The organism is Streptomyces sp. NPDC002386, from assembly GCF_053593175.1.
The window spans coordinates 187,022-207,882 of the sequence record NZ_JBSFBX010000013.1; the positions used below are offsets into that span (position 1 = coordinate 187,022).

The 20,861-nt window shown below is 73.9% G+C and carries 12 protein-coding genes, 1 tRNA gene and 1 pseudogene; 5 read left to right on the plus strand and 9 right to left on the minus strand.

The window, feature by feature from the left end; all coding sequences use genetic code 11:
• Nucleotides 1–142 precede the first annotated feature (142 nt).
• On the plus strand, nt 143–592 hold the full coding sequence (locus ACWCPN_RS25630; protein WP_451210395.1) for an ATP-binding protein: 450 nt from the start codon (nt 143–145) through the stop codon (nt 590–592).
• A 21-nt stretch (nt 593–613) separates the two neighbouring features.
• On the opposite strand, the gene ACWCPN_RS25635 is transcribed toward ACWCPN_RS25630, so the two are convergent.
• Complete coding sequence (locus ACWCPN_RS25635) at nt 614–3,025, minus strand: SpoIIE family protein phosphatase (protein ID WP_451210550.1); 2,412 nt, start codon at nt 3,023–3,025, stop codon at nt 614–616.
• Nucleotides 3,026–3,158: 133 nt separating this feature from the next.
• Nucleotides 3,159–7,409: a HAMP domain-containing protein gene (locus ACWCPN_RS25640; RefSeq protein WP_451210398.1), complete on the minus strand. Its 4,251-nt coding sequence runs from the start codon at nt 7,407–7,409 to the stop codon at nt 3,159–3,161.
• 459 nt (nt 7,410–7,868) lie between these two features.
• Between ACWCPN_RS25640 and ACWCPN_RS25645 the strand changes: the two genes are divergently transcribed.
• The 3 genes from ACWCPN_RS25645 (at nt 7,869) to fdh (ending at nt 13,348) form a co-directional block, all read left to right on the plus strand.
• Nucleotides 7,869–8,906: a 4Fe-4S dicluster domain-containing protein gene (locus ACWCPN_RS25645; protein ID WP_451210401.1), complete on the plus strand. Its 1,038-nt coding sequence runs from the start codon at nt 7,869–7,871 to the stop codon at nt 8,904–8,906.
• Nucleotides 8,903–9,922, plus strand: coding sequence for an NrfD/PsrC family molybdoenzyme membrane anchor subunit (gene nrfD / locus ACWCPN_RS25650; protein WP_451210404.1), 1,020 nt, complete (start codon nt 8,903–8,905; stop codon nt 9,920–9,922). The genes ACWCPN_RS25645 and nrfD overlap by 4 nt, the downstream gene beginning before the upstream one ends.
• 144 nt (nt 9,923–10,066) lie before the next feature.
• Entirely contained in the window at nt 10,067–13,348 is a 3,282-nt protein-coding gene (gene fdh, locus ACWCPN_RS25655; protein ID WP_451210407.1) for a formate dehydrogenase, read from the plus strand.
• 52 nt (nt 13,349–13,400) lie between these two features.
• Here the strand turns inward: fdh and selD are convergent, their stop codons facing one another.
• The gene (selD, locus tag ACWCPN_RS25660; RefSeq protein WP_451210410.1) at nt 13,401–14,411 is read right to left on the minus strand and encodes a selenide, water dikinase SelD; all 1,011 of its coding nucleotides are present in this window, start codon (nt 14,409–14,411) and stop codon (nt 13,401–13,403) included.
• Nucleotides 14,412–14,446: 35 nt separating this feature from the next.
• Here selD and ACWCPN_RS25665 point away from each other — a divergent pair.
• Nucleotides 14,447–14,539 (plus strand) — tRNA-Sec (locus tag ACWCPN_RS25665).
• A gap of 35 nt (nt 14,540–14,574) precedes the next feature.
• Here the strand turns inward: ACWCPN_RS25665 and ACWCPN_RS25670 are convergent.
• From ACWCPN_RS25670 to ACWCPN_RS25695, 6 genes and pseudogenes are all read right to left on the minus strand, one after another.
• Nucleotides 14,575–16,410, minus strand: a pseudogene (locus ACWCPN_RS25670) (SelB domain-containing protein); the annotation flags it as partial.
• On the minus strand, nt 16,320–17,660 hold the full coding sequence (gene selA / locus ACWCPN_RS25675) for an L-seryl-tRNA(Sec) selenium transferase (protein ID WP_451210413.1): 1,341 nt from the start codon (nt 17,658–17,660) through the stop codon (nt 16,320–16,322). The pseudogene ACWCPN_RS25670 and the gene selA, both read right to left, overlap by 91 nt.
• Before the next feature lie 570 nt (nt 17,661–18,230).
• The gene (locus tag ACWCPN_RS25680; RefSeq protein ID WP_451210416.1) at nt 18,231–19,238 is read right to left on the minus strand and encodes an MASE1 domain-containing protein; all 1,008 of its coding nucleotides are present in this window, start codon (nt 19,236–19,238) and stop codon (nt 18,231–18,233) included.
• A gap of 59 nt (nt 19,239–19,297) precedes the next feature.
• Nucleotides 19,298–20,173 carry a PP2C family protein-serine/threonine phosphatase gene (locus tag ACWCPN_RS25685; RefSeq protein WP_199209342.1) on the minus strand — a complete coding sequence of 292 codons (876 nt, stop codon included), beginning with the start codon at nt 20,171–20,173 and terminating at the stop codon, nt 19,298–19,300.
• Between the two features lie 117 nt (nt 20,174–20,290).
• The gene (locus ACWCPN_RS25690; protein WP_451210420.1) at nt 20,291–20,611 is read right to left on the minus strand and encodes a hypothetical protein; all 321 of its coding nucleotides are present in this window, start codon (nt 20,609–20,611) and stop codon (nt 20,291–20,293) included.
• 124 nt (nt 20,612–20,735) lie between these two features.
• A complete protein-coding gene (locus tag ACWCPN_RS25695; RefSeq protein ID WP_451210423.1) occupies nt 20,736–20,858 on the minus strand; it encodes a hypothetical protein in 123 nt (40 codons plus the stop codon).
• Nucleotides 20,859–20,861: the final 3 nt, after the last annotated feature.

Here is a 20,861-nt window from a genome sequence, read left to right on the forward strand (position 1 = left end):
CCGTGGAGATCGATCGACCCGATGTCCACGGCCTGTCCCGGTTCGCGTGTATCGACCCTCCAGTGGGTATCCGCGACAAGGACGGCACGAGCCTCTCAGATCAGGAAGGGACCCCGACCCCGGAGGAAGAGGGCAACGAGGTATGGACATCGACCTGTCGACTCACACGGCCACGCGGGCCCGCCCCGGGCCCCTGCGGGACAGCCGCACCTGGGACCTGGGCGCGCCCTGCATCGCCGAGGCGAGGGACGCGGTCGGCGCCCTCCTGGCACGGGCTCGTCCCGCACCGGGCCGGCGCGCGGTCCAGGATGCCCAGCTCGTCGTGAGCGAGCTCGTCACCAACGCCGTCAAGCACGCTCCCGGCCCGTGCGCGCTCCGGCTGGAGCTGACGCCCGGCGCCACCGCGCTGAGCATCACGGTCGTCGACACGTCCCCCGACCTGCCCCGACAGCCTCCGCCCGACCCGGGCCGGGTGGGCGGGCACGGACTGCTCCTGGTGAACATGCTCAGCGGCGGACTGGAGGTCACACCACTGCCGCGCGGCAAGCGCGTCACCGCCACCGTCGCCCTGCACAGCGGCGCCGCCGGGTGACCCGCGGCGGCGCCGCCCGGCTCAGGCCAGCCTGAGCCCCACGATGCAGGTGTCGTCGTCGGTGTCCGACCTGCTGTGCGTGAGCAGCCGGTCCAGGTGCTGGTCCAGACCGCAGGGCGCCGAGCGGGCCATGGACAGCAGGTGCGAGAGGGACTCCTGGACGGAGCGGTCCCGTCGCTCGATCAGACCGTCGGTGTACATCAGCAGGGTGTCCCCCGCCGCCAGCTGGACCTCCGTCTCCTCGTACACGGCGTCCGGTACGGCGCCCAGCAGCAGCCCCTTGAGCGTGGGCATGGCGGTGGCCTCCCCGTCCCGCACCAGGACCGGCGGGAGATGACCCGCGCGGGCCCAGCGCAGGGTGCGCAGCTCACCGTCGTACAGACCGCACACCGCGGTGGCGGTGACCGCCCCGGTCAGATGGTGGGCGACGATGTTCAGCCAGGACAGCAGCTGCGCCGGCCCGGCGCCGGTCACGGCCAGTCCGCGCAGCGCGTTGCGCAGGACGACCATGCTGGTGGCGGCCTCTATGCCGTGCCCGGCGACGTCGCCCACGCACAGCAGTACCAGGCCCGAGGGCAGCACCACCGCGTCGTACCAGTCGCCGCCCACGAGCTGCTCCGTCTCGGCCGGCCGGTAGCGCACGGCCACCTGCAGGTCGGGCACCTCCAGGGGGGCCTGCGTCGGCGGCATGATGGCGTGCTGGAGCTGCAGGGCCAGCCGGTTGCGCTCGTCGGCCTGCTGCTCGGTGTGGGCGAGCTGGTCACGGGTCGCGGACAGCGCGACCTCCGTCCAGTGCTGGGCGGAGATGTCCTGGTAGGCGCCGCGGATCACGAGGAGCTGGCCGTCGGTGTCCAGGACGGGTTCGGCCACCACCCGCACGTGCCGGGTCACCCCCTCCGGCCGCTGCAGCCGGAAGGCCACGGAGGCCGGGCGCCGGTGGTGCACCAGGGTGCGCAGGAACCGGCCGATGCCGACGGCGTCGTCGGGGTGGGCGTGCGCGGCCAGGTCCTCCAGCCGGACCGGAGGGCTGGTGGGCGGCCGCCCGTACAGGTCGAAGAGCTGGCCGTTCCAGGTGATCTCGGCGGTCAGCAGGTTCTCCTCGAAGCCGCCGATGCGGCCGAGCCGCTGGGCGTGCTGGAGCAGGCTGGCCAGGCGGGCCGCCTCGTCCTCGATCCGCCAGATCAGCAGCACGGTGGAGCCGTGCCGGCTGATGCTGATGTCCGCGACCGCCGACAGCGGCACCTGGTCGACCAGGGCGGTGAGCCGCATGCGGTGGGCGCGGAACGGCTCGCCGGTGGCGTAGACCCGCTCCACCCGCTGGAACAGCTCGTTGGTCCCGGCGGCCATCGGGTAGGCCTCCAGCAGCAGGGCGCCGCCGACGACGGCCCGTGGCCGGCCCGCCGGGTCGAGGAAGTGGCTGTTGACGTGCTGGATACGGAAGTCGACGAGCTGTCCGGTGTCGTCGAGGTGCGGCACCAGGACCAGGGCCGGGTCGTGCAGCCCGTCCGCCAGATCCATCAGTTCCACCACGTCGGGCAGCACCCGGTTCTCCTGGACCCCGGGCAGCAGCGGCTGGGACTCCAGGGTGTGCGCGCACAGTTCGGCGAGCGCCTCGAGCTGGCGGACCACCTGGGGCGGCTTCGGGCCCTCGGGACCCGGCCAGGCGATCTCCAGGACGCCGTGGATGCGGCCGCCCACGCCGGCCGGTACGGCTGCCCGGGCGCCCTCCGCGAAGTCCCGGCGGCCGATGGTGGGCAGGCCGGACTCGGCCAGGGACGTCAGCCACTGGCCGTCCGGCTCGGTCAGGCCGCGCCGGGCCACGGTGGCCACGTCCGGCGGGACGTAGCGCCAGCGGTCCGCCTCGGCCTGCGCGAACCCCGCGCTGCCCGCGAGGGTCAGCGACCCGTCGGAGCCGGTGGCCCAGACCGCGACGGCCACCGCGCCGAGCGGCCGCAGGGCGTGCTGGAGCAGCGAGTCGGCCACCGCCTGGGTGTCGTGGGCGGCGAGGACGCCGCTCTCGGCGCTGCGCAGCCGCACGGCGGCGGAGTCCTCGACCTGTCCGGCCGGATCCGCGGTGGCGGCCAGGAAGGCCTTGGCGACCTCCGAGACCCGGTCCCGGGCGGCCTGGTTGATGACCTCGACCGCGAACTCCAGCGGGGTCACCCGGGCCTGCTCGGTGAGTTCGGCGAGCTGCCGGGCGGCCTGGGCCGGTCCGCAGCCGAGGCGCTCGACCAGGATGCCCTTGGCCAGTTCCAGCAGCGCCCGGCCCTCGGCCTCGGCCTGCGCCGCCCGCACCTCCCCGCGCAGCCGCTCGACGGTCGCGGCCAGCCTGCCCACGGGCGAGGTGGCCGGTGTCCCGGACGGGCCCGCGGGGACGCTCTCCCCGGCCGGCCCGGAGGATGCCGCGGCCTCCGCCGGGCCGGACGGTGCCAGGGCCCCGGGCGGGCCGGGGACGGCGAGCGGGCCGGCACCGGCGGAGCCCGGGTCCAGCCCGGCCGCCTCGGTCAGCGGTTCGTGGTCGTTCACCGGTTACCTGCCCCTCGGCCGGTGGTCATGGCGTGCGTCCTCATGCCGGCAGCCAGCGCCGGACGCAGGCGATGAGGTCCTGGGTGTCCACCGGCTTGGTGACGTAGTCGCTGGCGCCGGACGCGAGGCTCTTCTCCCGGTCACCCTGCATGGCCTTGGCGGTCACGGCGATGACCGGCAGGTCGGCGTACCGGGGCATCCTGCGGATCTCGGCCGTGGCGGTGTAGCCGTCCATCTCGGGCATCATCACGTCCATCAGGACGAGTTCCACGTTCGGGTTGCTCACCAGCGTGTCGATGCCCTTGCGGCCGTTCTCCGCGTGCAGCACGCGGAAACCGTGCAGCTCGAGGATGCCGCTGAGCGCGAACAGGTTCCGGGCGTCGTCGTCGACGACGAGGACCGTACGGCCGCGGGTCCGCTCGTCGACCGGCTGGACCGCCGTGAGCTGCGGCTCCTCGCCGCGGACCAGGGTGAGCACCTCGCCGGGCTCCTCGGCCGCCAGGTGCAGGGCGATCCGCTCGCGCAGCTCGTCCAGGCTGTACAGGTACTCCAGCGAGCCGCCCCCGGTGTCCTCGGTGAGGTGCTCGGTGCGGTGCGAGCTGTGCACCAGGACCGGGACGCTCGCCAGCGCGGAGTCGCCGCGCAGCGCCCGCAGGAAACGTGCGGACTCCCCGTCCGGCGCGCCGAGTTCGACGACGACGCAGTGGCAGGGTTCGGCGGCGAGGGCACCGGCCGCCTCGTGCGCGCCGACCGCGGCGATGATGTCGACGGCTGTGGCCTCGGCACGGCCGTGCCCGAGATCCCCGACGACGCTCTCGGCGACGAGGGTGAGCAGGCCGCGCGGCCGTTCCTCCACCACCAGCAGGCGGCGCGGGCGTTCCCGCTTGGCGGACGCCGGGGGCCCTGCCTCCAGGGCCACGGTTCCGGGCGCCGCGCCGGCCGGCGACAGCTCGGGCGGCTTCGGCGCGCTGCGCAGCAGGTCCTCGAAGTCCTCCCGGGCGACCGGCAGGAAGAGGGTGAAGGTGCTGCCCTTGCCGGGTGTGCTGGTGACGGTGACGGCGCCGCCGAGGAGATGTGCGATCTCCCGGGTGATGGACAGACCGAGGCCGGTACCGCCGTACTTGCGGCTGGTGGTGCCGTCCGCCTGCTGGAAGGCGCCGAAGATCGTCTCCCGCTGCTGTTCGGGGATGCCGATGCCGGTGTCCTTGACCCGGAAGGCCACGACGGCTCCGCCCCGCACCACGCCCTCGGGCACCTCGCCGTCGGGGGCGGGTTCGATGCGCAGCTCGACGCTGCCCTGCTCGGTGAACTTCACCGCGTTGGACAGCAGGTTGCGCAGGATCTGGCGCAGCCGGGAGTCGTCGGTGAGCAGGTCGGCGGGGGCGCCGGGCGCGGTGGTGACGGTGAAGTCCAGGCTCTTCTGCGAGGTCATCGGGCGGAAGGTGGCCTCGACGTACTCGATGAGCTGCCGCAGCGGGACCCGCTCGGGGCTGACGTCCATCTTCCCTGCCTCGACCTTGGACAGGTCGAGGATGTCGTTGATGAGCTGCAGCAGGTCGGAACCCGCGGAGTGGATGATGCCCGCGTACTCGACCTGCTTCGGGGTGAGGTTGCGGGAGGGGTTCTGGGCCAGGAGCTGGGCGAGGATGAGCAGACTGTTGAGCGGGGTGCGCAGCTCGTGGCTCATGTTGGCGAGGAACTCGGACTTGTAGCGCGAGGCGAGCGACAACTGCTGTGCGCGGGCCTCCAGTTCCTGCCGCGCCTGCTCGATCTGCAGGTTCTTCGCCTCGATGTCCCGGTTCTGGTCGGCCAGCAGGGAGGCCTTGTCCTCCAGTTCGGCGTTGGACTGCTGGAGTTCCTCCTGGCGTGCCTGCAACTCGGCGGAACGGGATCGCAGTTCGCTGGTGAGGCGCTGGGACTCCTCCAGCAGTTCGTCGGTGCGGGCGTTGGCGACGATCGTGTTGACGTTGACGCCGATGGTGTCCACGAGCTGCTGCAGGAAGTCCCGCTGGACGGGGGTGAACGTGGTGACCGAGGCGAGCTCGATGACGCCGAGGACCTGCTCCTCGAAGAGGATGGGGAGCAGCAGCAGGGCGGTGGGCTCGACCTGTCCGAGCCCGGAGGAGATGGTGACGTAGCCGGCCGGCAGCTCGTCCACGGCGATCGTGCGGCGGCTGCGCGCGGCCTGGCCGACCAGGGACCGGCCGAACGGGATGCGGGCGGGCCGGTTGTCCTCCTCCGGCCGGCCGTAGGAGCCGACGAGCCGCAGTTCGGGCCCGCTCTCGCCGTCCTCGGCGAGGTAGAACGCGCCGTACTGGGCGGAGACCTGGGGCACCAGCTCGTCCATGATCAGCTCCGCGACGACGGGCAGGTCGCGGTGGCCCTGCATGAGGGCGGAGATACGGGCGAGGTTGGTCTTGAGCCAGTCCTGCTCCTGGTTGGCCAGGGTGGTCTCGCGCAGGGACTCCACCATGGAGTTGATGTTGTCCTTGAGGTCGGCGACCTCGCCGGAGGCGTCGACGGTGATCGACCGGGTCAGGTCCCCCTCGGCGACGGCGCTGGCCACGTCGGCGATGGCGCGCACCTGCCGGGTGAGGTTGCCGGCGAGTTCGTTGACGTTCTCCGTCAGGCGCTTCCAGGTGCCGGAGACGCCCTCGACCTCGGCCTGACCGCCCAGCCGGCCCTCGGTGCCCACCTCGCGGGCCACCCGGGTCACCTCGTCGGCGAACGCCGAGAGCTGGTCCACCATCGTGTTGATGGTCGTCTTCAGCTCCAGGATCTCGCCGCGCGCGTCCACGTCGATCTTCTTGGACAGGTCGCCCCGGGCCACGGCCGTGGTCACCAGCGCGATGTTGCGCACCTGGCCGGTGAGGTTGTTGGCCATGGAGTTGACGTTGTCGGTGAGGTCCTTCCAGGTACCGGCCACGTTGGGCACATGGGCCTGTCCGCCGAGCCGGCCCTCGGTGCCGACCTCGCGGGCGACGCGGGTGACCTCGTCCGCGAACGCGGAGAGCGTGTCGACCATGGTGTTGATGACGTCGGCCAGCGCGGCGACCTCGCCCTTGGCCTCGACGGTGATCTTCTGCGACAGGTCGCCCTTGGCGACGGCCGTGGCGACCTGGGCGATGGAGCGGACCTGACCGGTGAGGTTGGACGCCATCACGTTGACGTTGTCGGTGAGGTCCTTCCAGGTGCCCGAGACCCCTCGCACGGTGGCCTGTCCGCCGAGGTTGCCGGCGGTGCCGACCTCGCGGGCCACCCGGGTCACCTCGTCGGCGAACGCCGAGAGCTGGTCCACCATCGTGTTGATGGTGTTCTTCAGCTCCAGGATCTCGCCGCGGGCGTCCACCGTGATCTTCTGCGACAGGTCGCCCTGCGCCACCGCGGTGGCCACCTGGGCGACGTTGCGCACCTGGGCGGTGAGGTTCCCGCCCATGAAGTTGACCGAGTCCGTGAGGTCCCGCCAGGTGCCCTTGACGCCCTTGACGTCCGCCTGACCGCCCAGCCGGCCCTCGGTGCCCACCTCGCGGGCCACCCGGGTCACCTCGTCGGCGAACGCCGAGAGCTGGTCCACCATCGTGTTGATGGTGCTCTTCAGCTCCAGGATCTCGCCGCGGGCGTCCACCGTGATCTTCTGCGACAGGTCGCCCTGCGCCACCGCCGTCGTGACCTGGGCGACGTTACGTACCTGAGCGGTGAGATTTCCGGCCATGAAATTGACCGAATCCGTGAGGTCCCGCCAGACACCGGCGACTCCGGGCACCTGCGCCTGCCCCCCGAGGCGCCCCTCGGTGCCCACCTCGCGCGCCACCCGGGTCACCTCGTCGGCGAACGCCGAGAGCTGGTCGACCATCGTGTTGACGGTCTCCTTGAGCTGGAGGATCTCTCCGCGCGCGGGGACGTCGATCTTCTGCGACAGGTCGCCCTTGGCCACGGCGGTGGCGACCTGGGCGATGTCGCGCACCTGGGTGGTGAGGTTGCCCGCCATCGCGTTGACGGAGTCGGTGAGGTCGGCCCAGGTGCCGGAGACGCCGGGCACCTCCGCCTGGCCGCCGAGGGTGCCCTCGGTGCCCACCTCGCGGGCCACCCGGGTCACTTCGGAGGTGAACACGGACAACTGGTCGACCATGCCGTTGAAGACGGTGGCGATGTCGCCCATCAGTCCGCTGGAGTCGTCCGGCAGTCGTGTGCCGAAGTCACCGTCACGGACCGCCGTCAGCCCCGCGAGGAGCCGTCTCAGTTCCTGTTCACCCGGGACCGCGTCGATCGTCCCAGTCGCCTTGCCGGCCATGCGCACCCTCGTTCCGCTCCCCAGGAGCCCTCGGGCAGAGGGCTCGGAACCACCACCGGGCACGCGGCCTGACCCGGCCCTTGGTGTGTGCATTTCCGCAGTTCACGGATTTGCCTGATGAGAAAAATACGTCGCAGGCTAACCCACTTTCACGATGCCTCACAAAGCAGCGGCCCGGCCGGAAGAACTTCACGGCGCGATCCGCGATCCGGGGTGTACAGCGCGTTTTCCCGGGTACCCCATTCCGTTCGGCGCCTCCCGGGACATCGCCCGGCGCGCCTCCCGGAACGTCCCGCCCGGCGGCGTCGCCCCAGAGGTGGTGCGGCCGCCGCGGGGCCGTTTCGGACGCGCGGAGCGAGGGCACCCGTGCCACGCTCGAGACAGGGCACCAGGACCCGGACCCAGGACGTCTGCGCGCCTCGGGCTGGCGGGGCGAGGGCCGAGCGAGGAGGGTGCGGCATGACCCCGGACGACGACGGCACGAGGGGCGCCGGACCGGCACCCGGGCATCTGCTGTACGGCCCCCAGCCGGATGTCGCGGGTGCCGCGGGCTATCCGGACGCCCCGCCCAGGATGGGCTTCTTCACCGACACCTCCGTGTGCATCGGCTGCAAGGCGTGCGAGGTGGCCTGCAAGGAGTGGAACGCCGTCCCGGAGGACGGGCTCGAACTGACCGGCATGTCGTACGACAACACGCAGGGCCTCGGCGCCGACACCTGGCGGCACGTGGCGTTCATCGAGCAGCGCAAACCCTTCGGCGGGCACGAGCCCGGGGTCGTCCACGAGGACGTCGACGTGTTCGCCGCGGCGGCGGACCTCGGCACCGGCGCCGGCTCGCCGGGGCCGGGGGCCGCCGCTCCCCCGCCCCGCGCGGCGCCCGCGGGTGCCCCGGCCGGGGAGATCTCCCCCGTCTCGCCCGACGGCCGCACCGAGCTGCGCTGGCTGATGGCCTCGGACGTGTGCAAGCACTGCACCCACGCGGCCTGCCTCGACGTGTGCCCCACGGGCGCGCTGTTCCGCACCGAGTTCGGCACGGTCGTCGTCCAAGAGGACATCTGCAACGGTTGCGGCTACTGCGTGCCCGCCTGCCCGTACGGCGTCATCGACCAGCGCCGGGACGACGGCCGGGTGTGGAAGTGCACCCTGTGCTACGACCGGCTGGGCGTCGGGATGGAGCCGGCCTGCGCCAAGGCCTGCCCGACCGAGTCGATCCAGTTCGGCCCGCTGGACGAACTGCGCGAGCGGGCCGCGTCCCGGGTGGCCCGGCTGCGGGAGGCCGGGGTGAGCGACGCCCGGCTGTACGGCGAGAGCCCGGACGACGGGGTCGGTGGGGACGGCGCGTTCTTCCTGCTGCTGGACGAACCGGAGGTGTACGGCCTGCCCCCGGACCCGGTCGTGACCACCCGGGACCTGCCAGGCATGTGGCGGCACGCCGCGCTGGCCGCCGGCGCGCTCGCCGCGCTCGCCGTCACCAGCTTCGTGAGGAGGCCGCGATGAGCGGTTCGGACGTGACCCGGGACGGCATGCGGGGCGGGCGGCCCGGCCGTGCGGCCCCGACGGGCGCGCGGGCCGGGCGCCGCCGGCGCCGGCGCGGCCGGGGCGAGCAGCCGATGGTCCCGGAGGCGGAGTTCTCGTCGTACTACGGCAAACCGGTGCTGAACAAGCCGACGTGGAAGGCGCTCGACATCGCCGGCTACCTGTATCTCGGCGGTCTGGCCGGGGCGTCGTCGCTGCTCGCGGCCGGGGGTTCGCTCAGCGGGCGGCCGGGGCTGGCCCGGCCGGCGAAGCTCGGAGCCGCCGGCGCCATCTCGCTGTCCCTGGTCGCGCTCGTGCACGACCTGGGCCGCCCGGCCCGCTTCCTCCACATGCTCCGGGTGTTCAAGCCCACGTCGCCGATGAGCGTGGGCTCGTGGCTGCTGGTGGGCTACGCCCCGCTGACGATGGCCGCGGCGGCCGCCGACGTCGCGGGCCGCTACCGTCTCGCGGGCTCGGCCGCCACGGCGGGCGCCGCCGTCCTCGGCCCGGCGGTGGCGACCTACACCGCGGTGCTCCTCTCGGACACGGCGGTGCCGTCCTGGCACGAGGGCTACCGGCAGCTCCCCTACGTCTTCGCGGGATCTGCGGCCGCCGCGGCCTCCGGTCTCGCGCTGGCCGCCGCCCCGGCCGGCCAGGCGGGCCCGGCGCGCCGGATGGCGGCCCTCGGTGCCGCGCTGGAACTGGGCGCCTTCCGGCTGATGAAGGGACGTCTCGGACTGGCCGCCGAACCCTACGACACGGGCAGGCCGCACCGGTTGCTGCGCGCCGCCGAGGCGCTGACGGCGGGCGGCGCCGCTCTGGGGGCGCTGTCCGGGCGGGTGCGTGACCGGCGCCTGGCCCTCGCGGCCGGTGTCGCGCTGCTGTCCGGCTCGGCGGCCCTGCGCTTCGGGGTGTTCCAGGCCGGAGTGGACTCCGCCGAGGACCCGAAGTACACGGTCGTACCGCAGCGCGAGCGGCTGGCGGCGCGCGGCGGCTGAACCGGTTCCCCGGTGCGCGCGGCCCGGGGCGGCGACGCCTGTTTGGCCGTTCGGGCCGGGGGTACCCCGCCGCACACCGGGGCCGGGATGCCGCCGTCGCGCGGTGGCGTGAGAATCGAGGAGCGTCGACGGGAGGAGCGAGTCGTGGGCGTACGCACCTGGATCGACTCCTGGCCGGTCTATCGCCAGCTCACGGGCACGGACCCGCTGGGCCGGGGGGCCGCCGCCAAGAGCGGGCGCAGCGCGCGGCTGGAGCCCCGGGTGGCCTCGGCGGACCGGGTGGTGAAGTCGGTCTGCCCGTACTGCGCGGTGGGCTGCGGGCAGAACGTGTACGTCCAGGACGGCGAGGTCACCCAGATCGAGGGCGACCCGGACTCCCCCATCTCGCGCGGCCGGCTGTGCCCCAAGGGCTCGGCCAGTCTGCAGCTCACGACGGGGAGCGCGCGCGAGCACCAGGTGCTGTACCGGCGACCGCACGGCACCCGGTGGGAGCGGCTGGCCCTGGACACGGCGATGGAGATGATCGCCGACCGGGTCGTCGAGGCGCGGCGGGCCGGCTGGCAGTGGGAGGCCGACGGCAAGCGCACCCGGCGCACCCTCGGCATCGCGAGCCTGGGCGGGGCGACGCTCGACAACGAGGAGAACTACCTGATCAAGAAGCTGTTCACCGCGCTGGGCGCGATCCAGATCGAGAACCAGGCGCGTGTTTGACACTCCTCCACCGTTCCCGGTCTGGGAACCTCGTTCGGACGCGGCGGCGCGACCACCTTCCAGCAGGACCTGCAGAACTCGGACTGCATCGTCATCCAGGGCTCGAACATGGCCGAGTGCCATCCGGTCGGGTTCCAGTGGGTGATGGAGGCGAAGGCGCGCGGCGCGAAGGTGGTCCATGTCGACCCGCGGTTCACCCGGACCAGCGCGCTGGCCGACGTGCACGTGCCGCTGCGCGCGGGCTCGGACATCGCGTTCCTCGGCGGCATCATCAACCACGTCCTGCGGGAGGAGAAGTACTTCCGGGACTACGTGCTGGCGTACAGCAACGCCTCGGTGATCCTGCGGGAGGACTTCCGGGACACGGAGGACCTGGACGGCGTCTTCTCGGGCCTGGACACCGACAGCCGCTCCTACGACAACAGCAGCTGGCGGTACGAGGGCACCGAGATGCAGGCGGCCTCGGGCGAACGCGATCTGGAGTACGACGAGCGCACCGGTGGTGAGCGCTCCGACGACAGCTCGGTCACCGAGGCGGCGCGCGGTGAGGCGCACGGCTCCGGCGGCGCCGTGATCGGCGAGGGCGAGCCCGAGCGGGACGAGACGCTGACCCATCCGCGCTGTGTCCTGCAGGTGCTCAAGCGGCACTACGCCCGCTACACGCCGGAGCTGGTCGAGGAGGTCTGCGGGGTGCCGCGGGACCTGTTCCGGCAGGTGTGCGACCTGGTCACGGAGAACTCCGGACGGGACCGGACCACGGCGTTCGCGTACGCGGTCGGCTGGACGCAGCACACGGTCGGCGTGCAGTACATCCGCGCGGCCGCCGTGCTGCAGACGCTGCTCGGCAACATCGGCCGCCCGGGCGGCGGCATCCTCGCCCTGCGCGGGCACGCCTCCATCCAGGGCTCCACGGACATCCCGACCCTGTTCAACCTGCTGCCCGGCTACATCCCGATGCCGCACGCCCACCAGAACCAGGACCTCGAGGCGTTCGTGGAGGCCGAGGCGGCGCACAAGGGCTACTGGGGCAACATGCGGGCCTACCTGGTGAGCCTGCTCAAGGCGTACTGGGGCGACGCCGCGACGCGGGAGAACGACTTCTGCTTCGACTACCTGCCGCGGCTGACCGGCTCCCACTCCGCCTACGAGACGGCCATGGCGCAGCTCGAAGGCAGGTGCAAGGGCTACTTCCTGGTCGGGGAGAACCCGGCGGTCGGCAACGCCAACGCCAAGCTGATGCGCATGGGCATGGCCAACCTGGACTGGCTGGTGGTGCGGGACTTCTCCCTCATCGAGTCGGCGACCTGGTGGCAGGACGGACCGGAGATCGAGACCGGGGAGCTGCGCACCGAGGACATCGGCACCGAGGTCTTCTTCCTGCCGGCCGCCGCGCACACCGAGAAGGAGGGCAGCATCACCAACACGCAGCGGCTGCTGCAGTGGCACCACCAGGCCGTGGAGCCGCCCGGCGAGGCGCGCAGCGACCTGTGGTTCACGTATCACCTCGGGCGGCTCATCCGGCAGCGGCTGGCCGGGTCCGACGACGAGATGGACCGTCCGGTGCTCGACCTGACCTGGGACTACCCGACCAGGGGCGAGCTGGTCGAACCGGACGCGGAGGCCGTGCTGGCCGAGATCAACGGCCACGGGGCCGGTGGCCGTCCGCTCTCGTCCTACGAACAGCTCGAGTCCGACGGGTCCACCGCCTGCGGCTGCTGGATCTACTGCGGGGTGTACGCCGACGGCGTCAACCAGGCCGCGCGCCGCAAACCGGGCCGGGAGCAGGACTGGGTGGCGGCCGAGTGGGCGTGGGCCTGGCCGGCCAACCGGCGCATCCTGTACAACCGCGCCTCGGCGGATCCGGAGGGCAGGCCGTGGAGCGAGCGCAAGGCCCTGGTCTGGTGGGACCCGGACCGGGGTGAGCACGGCGAGTGGTCCGGGCACGACGTGCCCGACTTCAAGAAGGACAAGGCGCCCGGTCACGAGCCGCCCGAGGGCGCGACCGGCCCCGAGGCGCTGTCCGGCCGGGACCCGTTCATCATGCAGGCCGACGGCAAGGCGTGGCTGTACGTGCCGTCGGGGCTCACCGACGGCCCGCTGCCGACGCACTACGAACCGCAGGACTCCCCGTTCCCGAACCTGCTGTACGGGCAGCAGCGCAATCCGGTACGGCAGTTGATGCCGACGCTCCCGGACAACCGCTACCAGCCGAGCGGCACCGAGCCCGGTGCGGAGGTGTTCCCGTACGTGGCCACCACCTACCGGCTCACCGAGCACCACACCGCGGGCGGCATGTCCCGCTGGCAGCCGTACCTCGCCGAGCTCCAGCCGGAGTTCTTCTGCGAGATCTCCCCGGAGCTGGCCGCCGAGCGGGGCCTCGCGCACACCGGCTGGGCGACGATCGTCAGCGCGCGCGGGGTGATCGAGGCGCGGGTGCTGGTGACCGACCGGATGGCGCCGCTGCGGGTGCAGGGCCGGACCCTGCACCAGGTGGGCCTGCCGTACCACTGGGGCCCGAACGGCTACAGCACCGGGGACGCGGCCAACGAACTGCTGCACCTGTCCCTGGACCCGAACACGCACATCCAGGAGTCCAAGGCGTTCGCCGTCGACATCCGTCCGGGTCGCCGTCCGCGGGGTCCGGCGTCGCCGGAGCTGGTGCGGTCCTACCGGGCCCGGGCGGGCATCGACGAGCACACCGGAACGGAGCCGTAGCGCGGCTCGTCCCGGGCCGGTCGAGCGGCCCGGGACGAGGCCGCGAGGCGGCTCACCGCAGCACGATCGAGTGGTCCCCGCGGGGCACCAGCTCCCCCACCACCGGGGCTCCGGGCACCTCGCCGGCGACGAGCAGCCCGCCCGAGGTCTGCGCGTCCGCCAGCAGCAGCCGGGTGTCCGTGTCCGCGCCGCCGAAGTCGGTGTACGGCGCGACCCAGTCCAGGTTGCGCCGGGTGCCGCCGCTGACGTAGCCGTCCCGGACGGCCTCCCGGGCGCCGTCGAGGTACGGCACCGCCGCGGTGTCGACCACGGCGGTCACGCCCGAGGCCCGGGCCAGTTTGTGCAGATGGCCGAGGAGCCCGAAGCCGGTGACGTCGGTGGCGCAGGTGGCGCCCGCGGCCAGGGCGGCGGCGGACGCGTCCCGGTTGAGGGCCGCCATCGTGGCGATCGCCTGCCCGAACCGCTCCCCCGTGGCCTTGTGCCGGTTGTTCAGCACGCCCAGCCCGAGCGGTTTGGTCAGCGACAGCGGCAGACCGGCGCGGCCTGCGTCGTTGCGCAGCAGCCGGGCGGGGTCGGCGAGTCCGGTGACGGCCATGCCGTACTTGGGTTCCGGGTCGTCCACGCTGTGCCCGCCGCCGATGTGGCAGCCCGCCTCGGTGGCGATGTCCAGGCCGCCGCGCAGCACCTCACGGGCCAGTTCGAAGGGCAGCCGGTCGCGGGGCCAGGCGAGCAGGTTGACGGCGAGGACGGGCCGGCCGCCCATGGCGTAGACGTCGGACAGCGCGTTGGCGGCGGCGATGCGTCCCCAGTCGTAGGGGTCGTCGACGACCGGGGTGAAGAAGTCGGCGGTGCACACCATGGCCAAGTCCTGTCCGGGGAGCGCGACGACGGCGGCGTCGTCCCCGGTGGCGAGGCCGACCAGCAGCGGGCCGGCGCCCTCGGGCAGCGGCGCGCCGAGTCCGGCGACCACGTCCTCCAGCTCGCCGGGCGGGATCTTGCAGGCGCAGCCGCCGCCGTGGGCGAACTGCGTGAGGCGTACGGACGCTTGGCGGGTCGGTGTCATGCGTGTCTCCCGGGGCACTAGCCTGGTCGAGCGGTGGAGGCGTGTGGGTGCCTGGTGGCCCTCCCGGTCTTCAAAACCGAGGTGCCCGAGGATCTCGGGCAGGCGGGTTCGATTCCCGTCCGCCTCCGCTCCCCGGCCCGGGCCGGCAGCGCCGTCGCTGGTCGTCGACGCGTTCCGTGTACCCCTGGGCGTCCAGATGCTCCAGCAGCGGTACGGCCACCCGGCGCGTGGTGTCCAGGGCGCGCCGGGCCTCGCTCAGCGTGAACGGCTGCGGCAGCCGGCGCAGTTCCGCGGCGGCCGCGGCGTCCGCCCCGGGCAGCAGCACGATGCCGTCGGCGATCCGCAGCAGGGCGCCGGTGGCGACGGCGGCGGCCAACGGCGCGCCGGTCAGGCCCAGTCGGGTCAGCCGGCCGGCCTCGGGCGCGCGGAAGGGCGTCCGGGTCAGATCCCCGCGCACGGCGTCCACGGCCGCCCGGACGGGCGGGGGCAGCGCGGGCCGGCCGGCGTCGGCGTCGTACAACCGGCCCTGGTGCTCGCGGAGTCGGGGGGTCGCCCGGACGAGGGCGTCCACCAGGGTGCGGTCGGGCAGACCCAGCAGACGGCGGGCCGCCTCGGCGGGGAGGCCGGGTTCCAGCGGGTGCGTGCCGGCGTACCGGCCGACCTCGGCGGCCAGCCGGTCCCCGAGGTCCGTCCAGAACCTCTCGTCGGCCAGCCAGTCCCCCGCGACGGGTTCGGACGGCGGCGGGACGCCCATGGCGAGCAGGTCGCGGCGCCGGACCAGACCCCGGCGGCGCAGTTCGGCGGCGCCGTCGGGGTGGCCGGTCGTCGCGGCGAGTTCGGCCGCGCGGGCACGGGCGGCGCCCCGCCGGGTCAGGCGGGGCGGGCGTACGTCGAGGACGGTGACGCCGCAGGGGGTGCGGCTGCCGCCGGGTTCGCGGACCACCGCCCGGTCCCCGATCCGCAGGGGCAGGGTCCGGTACAGGGTGAGCCGGGCGGTGTCCTCGCCCAGCGGGCGGACGGTCGCCGGGACGGCGGCCGAGCCGATGTGCAGGGTGACCGAGCGGGGCAGGTCGCGGACGGGCTCGCCGGCGATCCGGACGTCGGCGGTGCCGGTCGTCAGCCAGCGGTCCGGGGTCAGCAGTGCCTGGCCGCGCCGCAGTCCGCCGGCCCCCGGTCCGTGCACGTTGACGGCGACCCGGGCCACCGCGCCGGCCTCCGTCCGGTCCTCGTGAAGGGTCTGCAGGCCGCGCACCCGCAGCACGTCCCCGTCCGCGGTGACCAGCCGGTCGCCGACGCGCAGGGTGCCCGCGCCGAGCGTGCCGGTGACCACGGTGCCGTGGCCGCGCACGGTGAAGGCCCGGTCCAGCCACAGGCGTACGTCTGCCTCGGTGTCGGGGGCGGGCAACTCGGCCGTCAGTGCCGCCAGTTCGGCGCGCAGGGCGTCGAGTCCGGCCCCGGTGACCGCGCTGACGGCCACGGACCGCGCCGTGCCGAGGGAGGTGGCGGCGAGTCGCTCGGCGGCGTCCGCGCGCACCGGCTCGGGGTCCGCGAGGTCGCTGCGGGTCACCGCGAGGACGGCGTGCCGGACGCCGAGCGCGTCGAGGATCGCCAGGTGCTCCTGCGACTGGGGCTGCCAGCCCTGGTCGGCGGCGACGACGAACAGCACGGCGGGCACCGGGCCGGCACCGGCGAGCATGGTCGCGACGAAGCGCTCGTGCCCGGGCACGTCGACGAAGGCGAGGTGCCCGCCGTCCGGTTCGAGCCGCGTCCACACGAAGCCGAGGTCGAGGGTCAGCCCCCGGCGGCGCTCCTCCTCGTAGCGGTCCGGTTCCATACCGGTGAGCGCCCGCAGCAGGGTGGACTTTCCGTGGTCCACGTGGCCGGCGGTGGCGAGGACGTGCACGGCGCCTACCTCTCCGCGGCCGGGCGGGCCGCCCGTACGGCCCCGGCCAGTTGTTCGTCGTCCTCCGGCGGCACGGCCCGCAGGTCGAGCAGGCACCGCCCGGCCTCCAGCCGGCCCACCACGGGGATCCGGCCGGTGCGCAGGGCCGCGGCATACGGCTCGGGCAGCGACAGCGCGGCGCTGGGCAGCGTGACGCCGGGCGCCCCTCCCCCGCCGACCGTGGCGGCGCCGGCGACGGACCGGACGTCGATCCCGTCGCCGCACAGGGCGGCGGCGAGCCGGTCGGCGCGGTCCTCGAGACCGGCCGGGTCGGCGGTGAGGGCGGTGGCGGTCGGAGTGGGCGGTCCGGTGAGCGTGGCCTCCAGGGCGGCCAGGGTGAGCTTGTCGACCCGCAGGGCGCGGGCCAGCGGGTGCCTGGCCAGGGCGCGGACGAGGTCGGCGCGGCCGAGCAGCAGCCCGCACTGGGGGCCGCCGAGCAGTTTGTCGCCGCTCGCGGTGACGAGGGCGGCCCCGGCGCCGAGGGCCGTGGCGGCGTCGGGTTCCCCGGGCAGTTCCGGGTGCGGGGCGAGCAGACCCGAGCCGATGTCGACGACGACGGGCACCGGGAGCCCGGCGAGCTCGCTCACCTCAGCGCCACGGGTGAATCCGGTGATGCGGAAGTTGGAGGGGTGCACCTTGAGGATGAAGCCGGTCGCGGGTCCGACGGCGGCGGCGTAGTCGGCGGCGGTGGTGCGGTTGGTGGTGCCGACCTCGCGCAGCCGGGCGCCGGTGGAGACCAGCAGGTCCGGCAGGCGGAAGCCGTCCCCGATCTCCACCATCTCGCCCCGGCTGATGACGATCTCCCGGCCGGCCGCGAGGGCGGTGGCTGCCAGTACGAGCGCGGCGGCCCCGTTGTTGACGACGTGCACGGCGCCGGCGGCGGGGACGCGGCCGGCGAGCGCCGCCATGGCCGAGCGGCCGCGCCGGGCCCGCACCCCGGTCGCCAGGTCGAGTTCCACGTCGGTCGGCCCGGCGGCCGCCGCCACCGCCTGCCGGGCGGCCGCCGACAGCGGTGCCCGGCCAAGGTTGGTGTGCAGCAGGACGCCGGTCGCGTTGATCACCGGCCGGAGCCCGCCGGCCGTGCCGGGGAGCAGGGCGACGGCGGTGTCCGGGACCTGCTCCGGGGTGATGCCGCCCTCCCGCGCCCGGCCCTGCGCCCGCCGGACCGCGCCCTTGACCACATCCGCTCCGAGCCGACCCACGGCCTCGGCCAGCCGCGGGTCGCGCAGCACCACGTCGGTCCGCGGAATCCGCCGCCGGGCGTCGCCACCACCGGTCCGCCCGACCGCCGGTCCTGGCGCGGGCACGACGGTGTCCGGGGCGGTTGCCGGGGCGCCGGTGTCCGTCGGAGGTCCGGCCGGAGTGCCGGCGTGCGTCGGAGGGCTTACCGGAGTCCTGTCGTCTTTCCGAGGCTTCGCCGGATGACCGGCGTCCGCCTGGGTGCGTGCCGGAGCACCGGCGTCCGGTCCGTCCGGGACTCCGGAGCCGCGTCCCGCCCGAGCACTCGCGCCGACCCCGTCACCTTCGTCCGAGGGACCGCCCGCAGCGCCGCGGGCGGGCGCCGCGGCCGGCCGCATGGCCCCACGCCCCGCACCCGGCCGGCCCGAACCGGCGTCGTTCACGGAACCGGCCGGGGCATCGGCGTCGGATCCACCCGGGACTCCGGAGCCGTGTCCGGCGGCGAGACCGGGGCACGGGCCCGCCGGGGCCCCGGAGCCGGTTCCGGGGGTGCCCGGGGTACGGCCGTCCCTGCCGGGTGCCATCCGCTCCTCCATGCCGCCCCCGTTCCTCCGGGCCCGCCGTGCCCCTGATGAGGGCATCGCTCATCGTCCAGTGCCCTTGCCCGGCCGTTCGACACGCCGGGTGGACCGGCCGTGTCACGGGCCGCCGTCGGGTTCCCGCGGCGGGTCCTCGGAGCGCGGGGGCGGCCGGGGCGGAGGTGTCTCGCCCGCGGTGAGGTGTGCCAGGACCTCCACCAGTTCCTTGCAGGCCTTCTCGACGGAACGCCGGGTGTTGCGCTGCTCGGTGATCACGGCGGACAGCAGCAGCGCGGTCAGTGCCATGGTCCCGTTGAAAGCCTGGAGTTTCGCCATGATCTCGACCCGGTTCAGCCCGGCGAAGGCGCCGGCGGCGTCCGTGGCCGTGACGGTGGCCAGGACGGAGGTCACCAGGGCGCAGGCCATGCTGCCGGCGAGCCGGAAGCGCAGCGCGGCCCAGATGATCAGCGGATAGACGAGGAAGAGCAGGCTGATCGAGCTGTAGGCGGCCAGCGGCACGATGGCGCAGGCGACGACGGCCAGCGCGGTGGCCTCCTTCCAGCGCCTCAGCGGTGGTGGCCAGCGGGTGCGCCGCAGCAGCAGCAGGACCGGAGTGACGAGCAGGACGCCCATCGCGTCGCCGACCCACCAGGCCAGCCAGACGGACCCGAAGGCCCGCGGGGCCAGCTTGTCGGTGAGGACGAGGATGCCGACGCCGAAGGTCGCGCTGATGGTCATGGCCGCCAGCGCACCGAGGAACACCAGGGCGAGCCCGTCGCGCAGCCGGCTGATCGTGGGGCGGAAGCCGTACCGGCGCAGCAGCAGAACCGCGACCACCGGTGCCACCGTTTGGCCGAAGAGGATGCCGATCACGTCCGGGCCGGGGGTACCGATCGACCAGGTGGCGAACAGCGCGCCCACCGTGATGGCCGGCCAGCATCCGAGGCCGAAGAACAGCAGGGCGGCCACGGCCACCCCGGTGGGCGGCCAGATCGGGGTGACGACGGCACCCTCGACGGCCAGATGGAGCAGGAGTCCGAGGCGCGCCGACCCGTAGTAGCAGGCGGCGACCGCCAGAAGCTGGACGGCGTAGCCGCCCGGCCGGCGCGGATCCTGGAATGGCACCACAGCAGCAATCTCACACCGGTGGCCCTCCCTGTGCGAGGCGAGAGGCGTCCGGTCCCGCTCTATGGCTGAACGCCGGACCGCTGCCGCGACCCTCCGGCCACCGCGTCCCGCCAGTGCGCGCCGGGTCCGTCGAGGCCCACGACCAGTACGGCGGCGTCGTCCTCGTGCCCCACGCTCTCGGCGCCCTTGATCACCGCGGCGGCCAGCGCGTGCGCCTCGAGGCCGGCGACGGCGGCGATGCCGGCGAGCCGGACCACCTGGTCGAGGCCGTCCTCGATGGGGAGCGACGGCCCCTCGACCACGCCGTCGGTGAGCAGTACGAACACCCCGCCGGTGGTGAGCCGGTGCCGGGCGACGGGATAGGCCGCGCCCTGCTGGATGCCGAGCGGCGGGCCTCCCTCGTCGTCCGCGACACCCGACTTGCCGTCCGCGGTGGCCCAGACGAAGGGTATGTGCCCGGCCCGCGCGCTCTCCATGACGCCCGTGGCGGGGTCGAGCCGCATGAAGGTGCAGGTGGCGAACAGCTCGATACCCAGCGAGAGCAGCAGTTCGTTGGTCCGGGCGAGGACTTCGCCCGGCTCGGTGCTGACGGAGGCGAGGGCCCGCAACGCGGTCCGCACCTGCCCCATGAACGCGGCGGCCTCGATGTTGTGCCCCTGCACATCGCCGATGGAGATGCCGATGCGGCCGTCGGGCAGGGTGAAGGCGTCGTACCAGTCACCGCCCACATTGAGCCCGTGGCAGGCGGGGGTGTAGCGCACCGCCAGGTGCAGACCGGGGGCGGTGGGCAGGTCCGGGGGGAGCATGCCGCGCTGCAGGGCGATGGCCAGCTCCACCTGGGTGCGCTGCAGCTCCGCACGCTCGCGTGCCTGGGCGGTGAGCATCCCGAGCCGTACCAGCAGCTCGTCGTCGTCCATGGAGCGCTTGCGGGGCATCGATCACATCCGACTGGGCGGCACCCTTTTAGAGCAAACGCCTAGATTTTACCCATTCGTCGCGATTACCCCCAGAGGAGAACCACCCGATCCGTGCGGCCCCCACGAACCGCGCGGTCAGCGGATCTCCGAGTCGATGCCGGTGACGAACGCGGGACCCAGCGGCGCCGTCCGCTCGTCGAGCCCGGCGCCCCGCAGGGCGGAGTCCGCGAGCCGGCGGGCCTCCTCCTCGGCGTGCGGGCCGGTGTCCGCCTCGACGGTCAGACGGAGGGTGAAGGTGTTGTCCTCGTTGACGTTCAGTACGTCCAGGTCCTCGGCACTGCCCATCCGCGTGGTGTGCGGATCGGCCGGCCGGAGCGCCCGGCTCAGCCGCGCGCGGGCCTCGTCCCCGACTCCCGTCGTGAAGGTACCGGGCACGGTGATGACGTAGGTCGTCATGACGATCCTTTCCTCGGGCCTTCCACGCATACCCCGTTTCACGGCGTTCGCACGGCGCCGCGGAACCAGCGCCGCTCCGGGTCGGACCCACCCGTCCGGCGCGGTCATGAACCCCTCGAAGTCGTCAGAGGGTGTGGCCCGCGCCCGGCACCCTGCGCACCTCGAAGCCCCGCCGCGCCGGCTCCTCGGCCGTGGCGGGCGGTACGAGGCTGTTCGCGCCGGCCAGCACCACGAGCGACGGCACCACGGG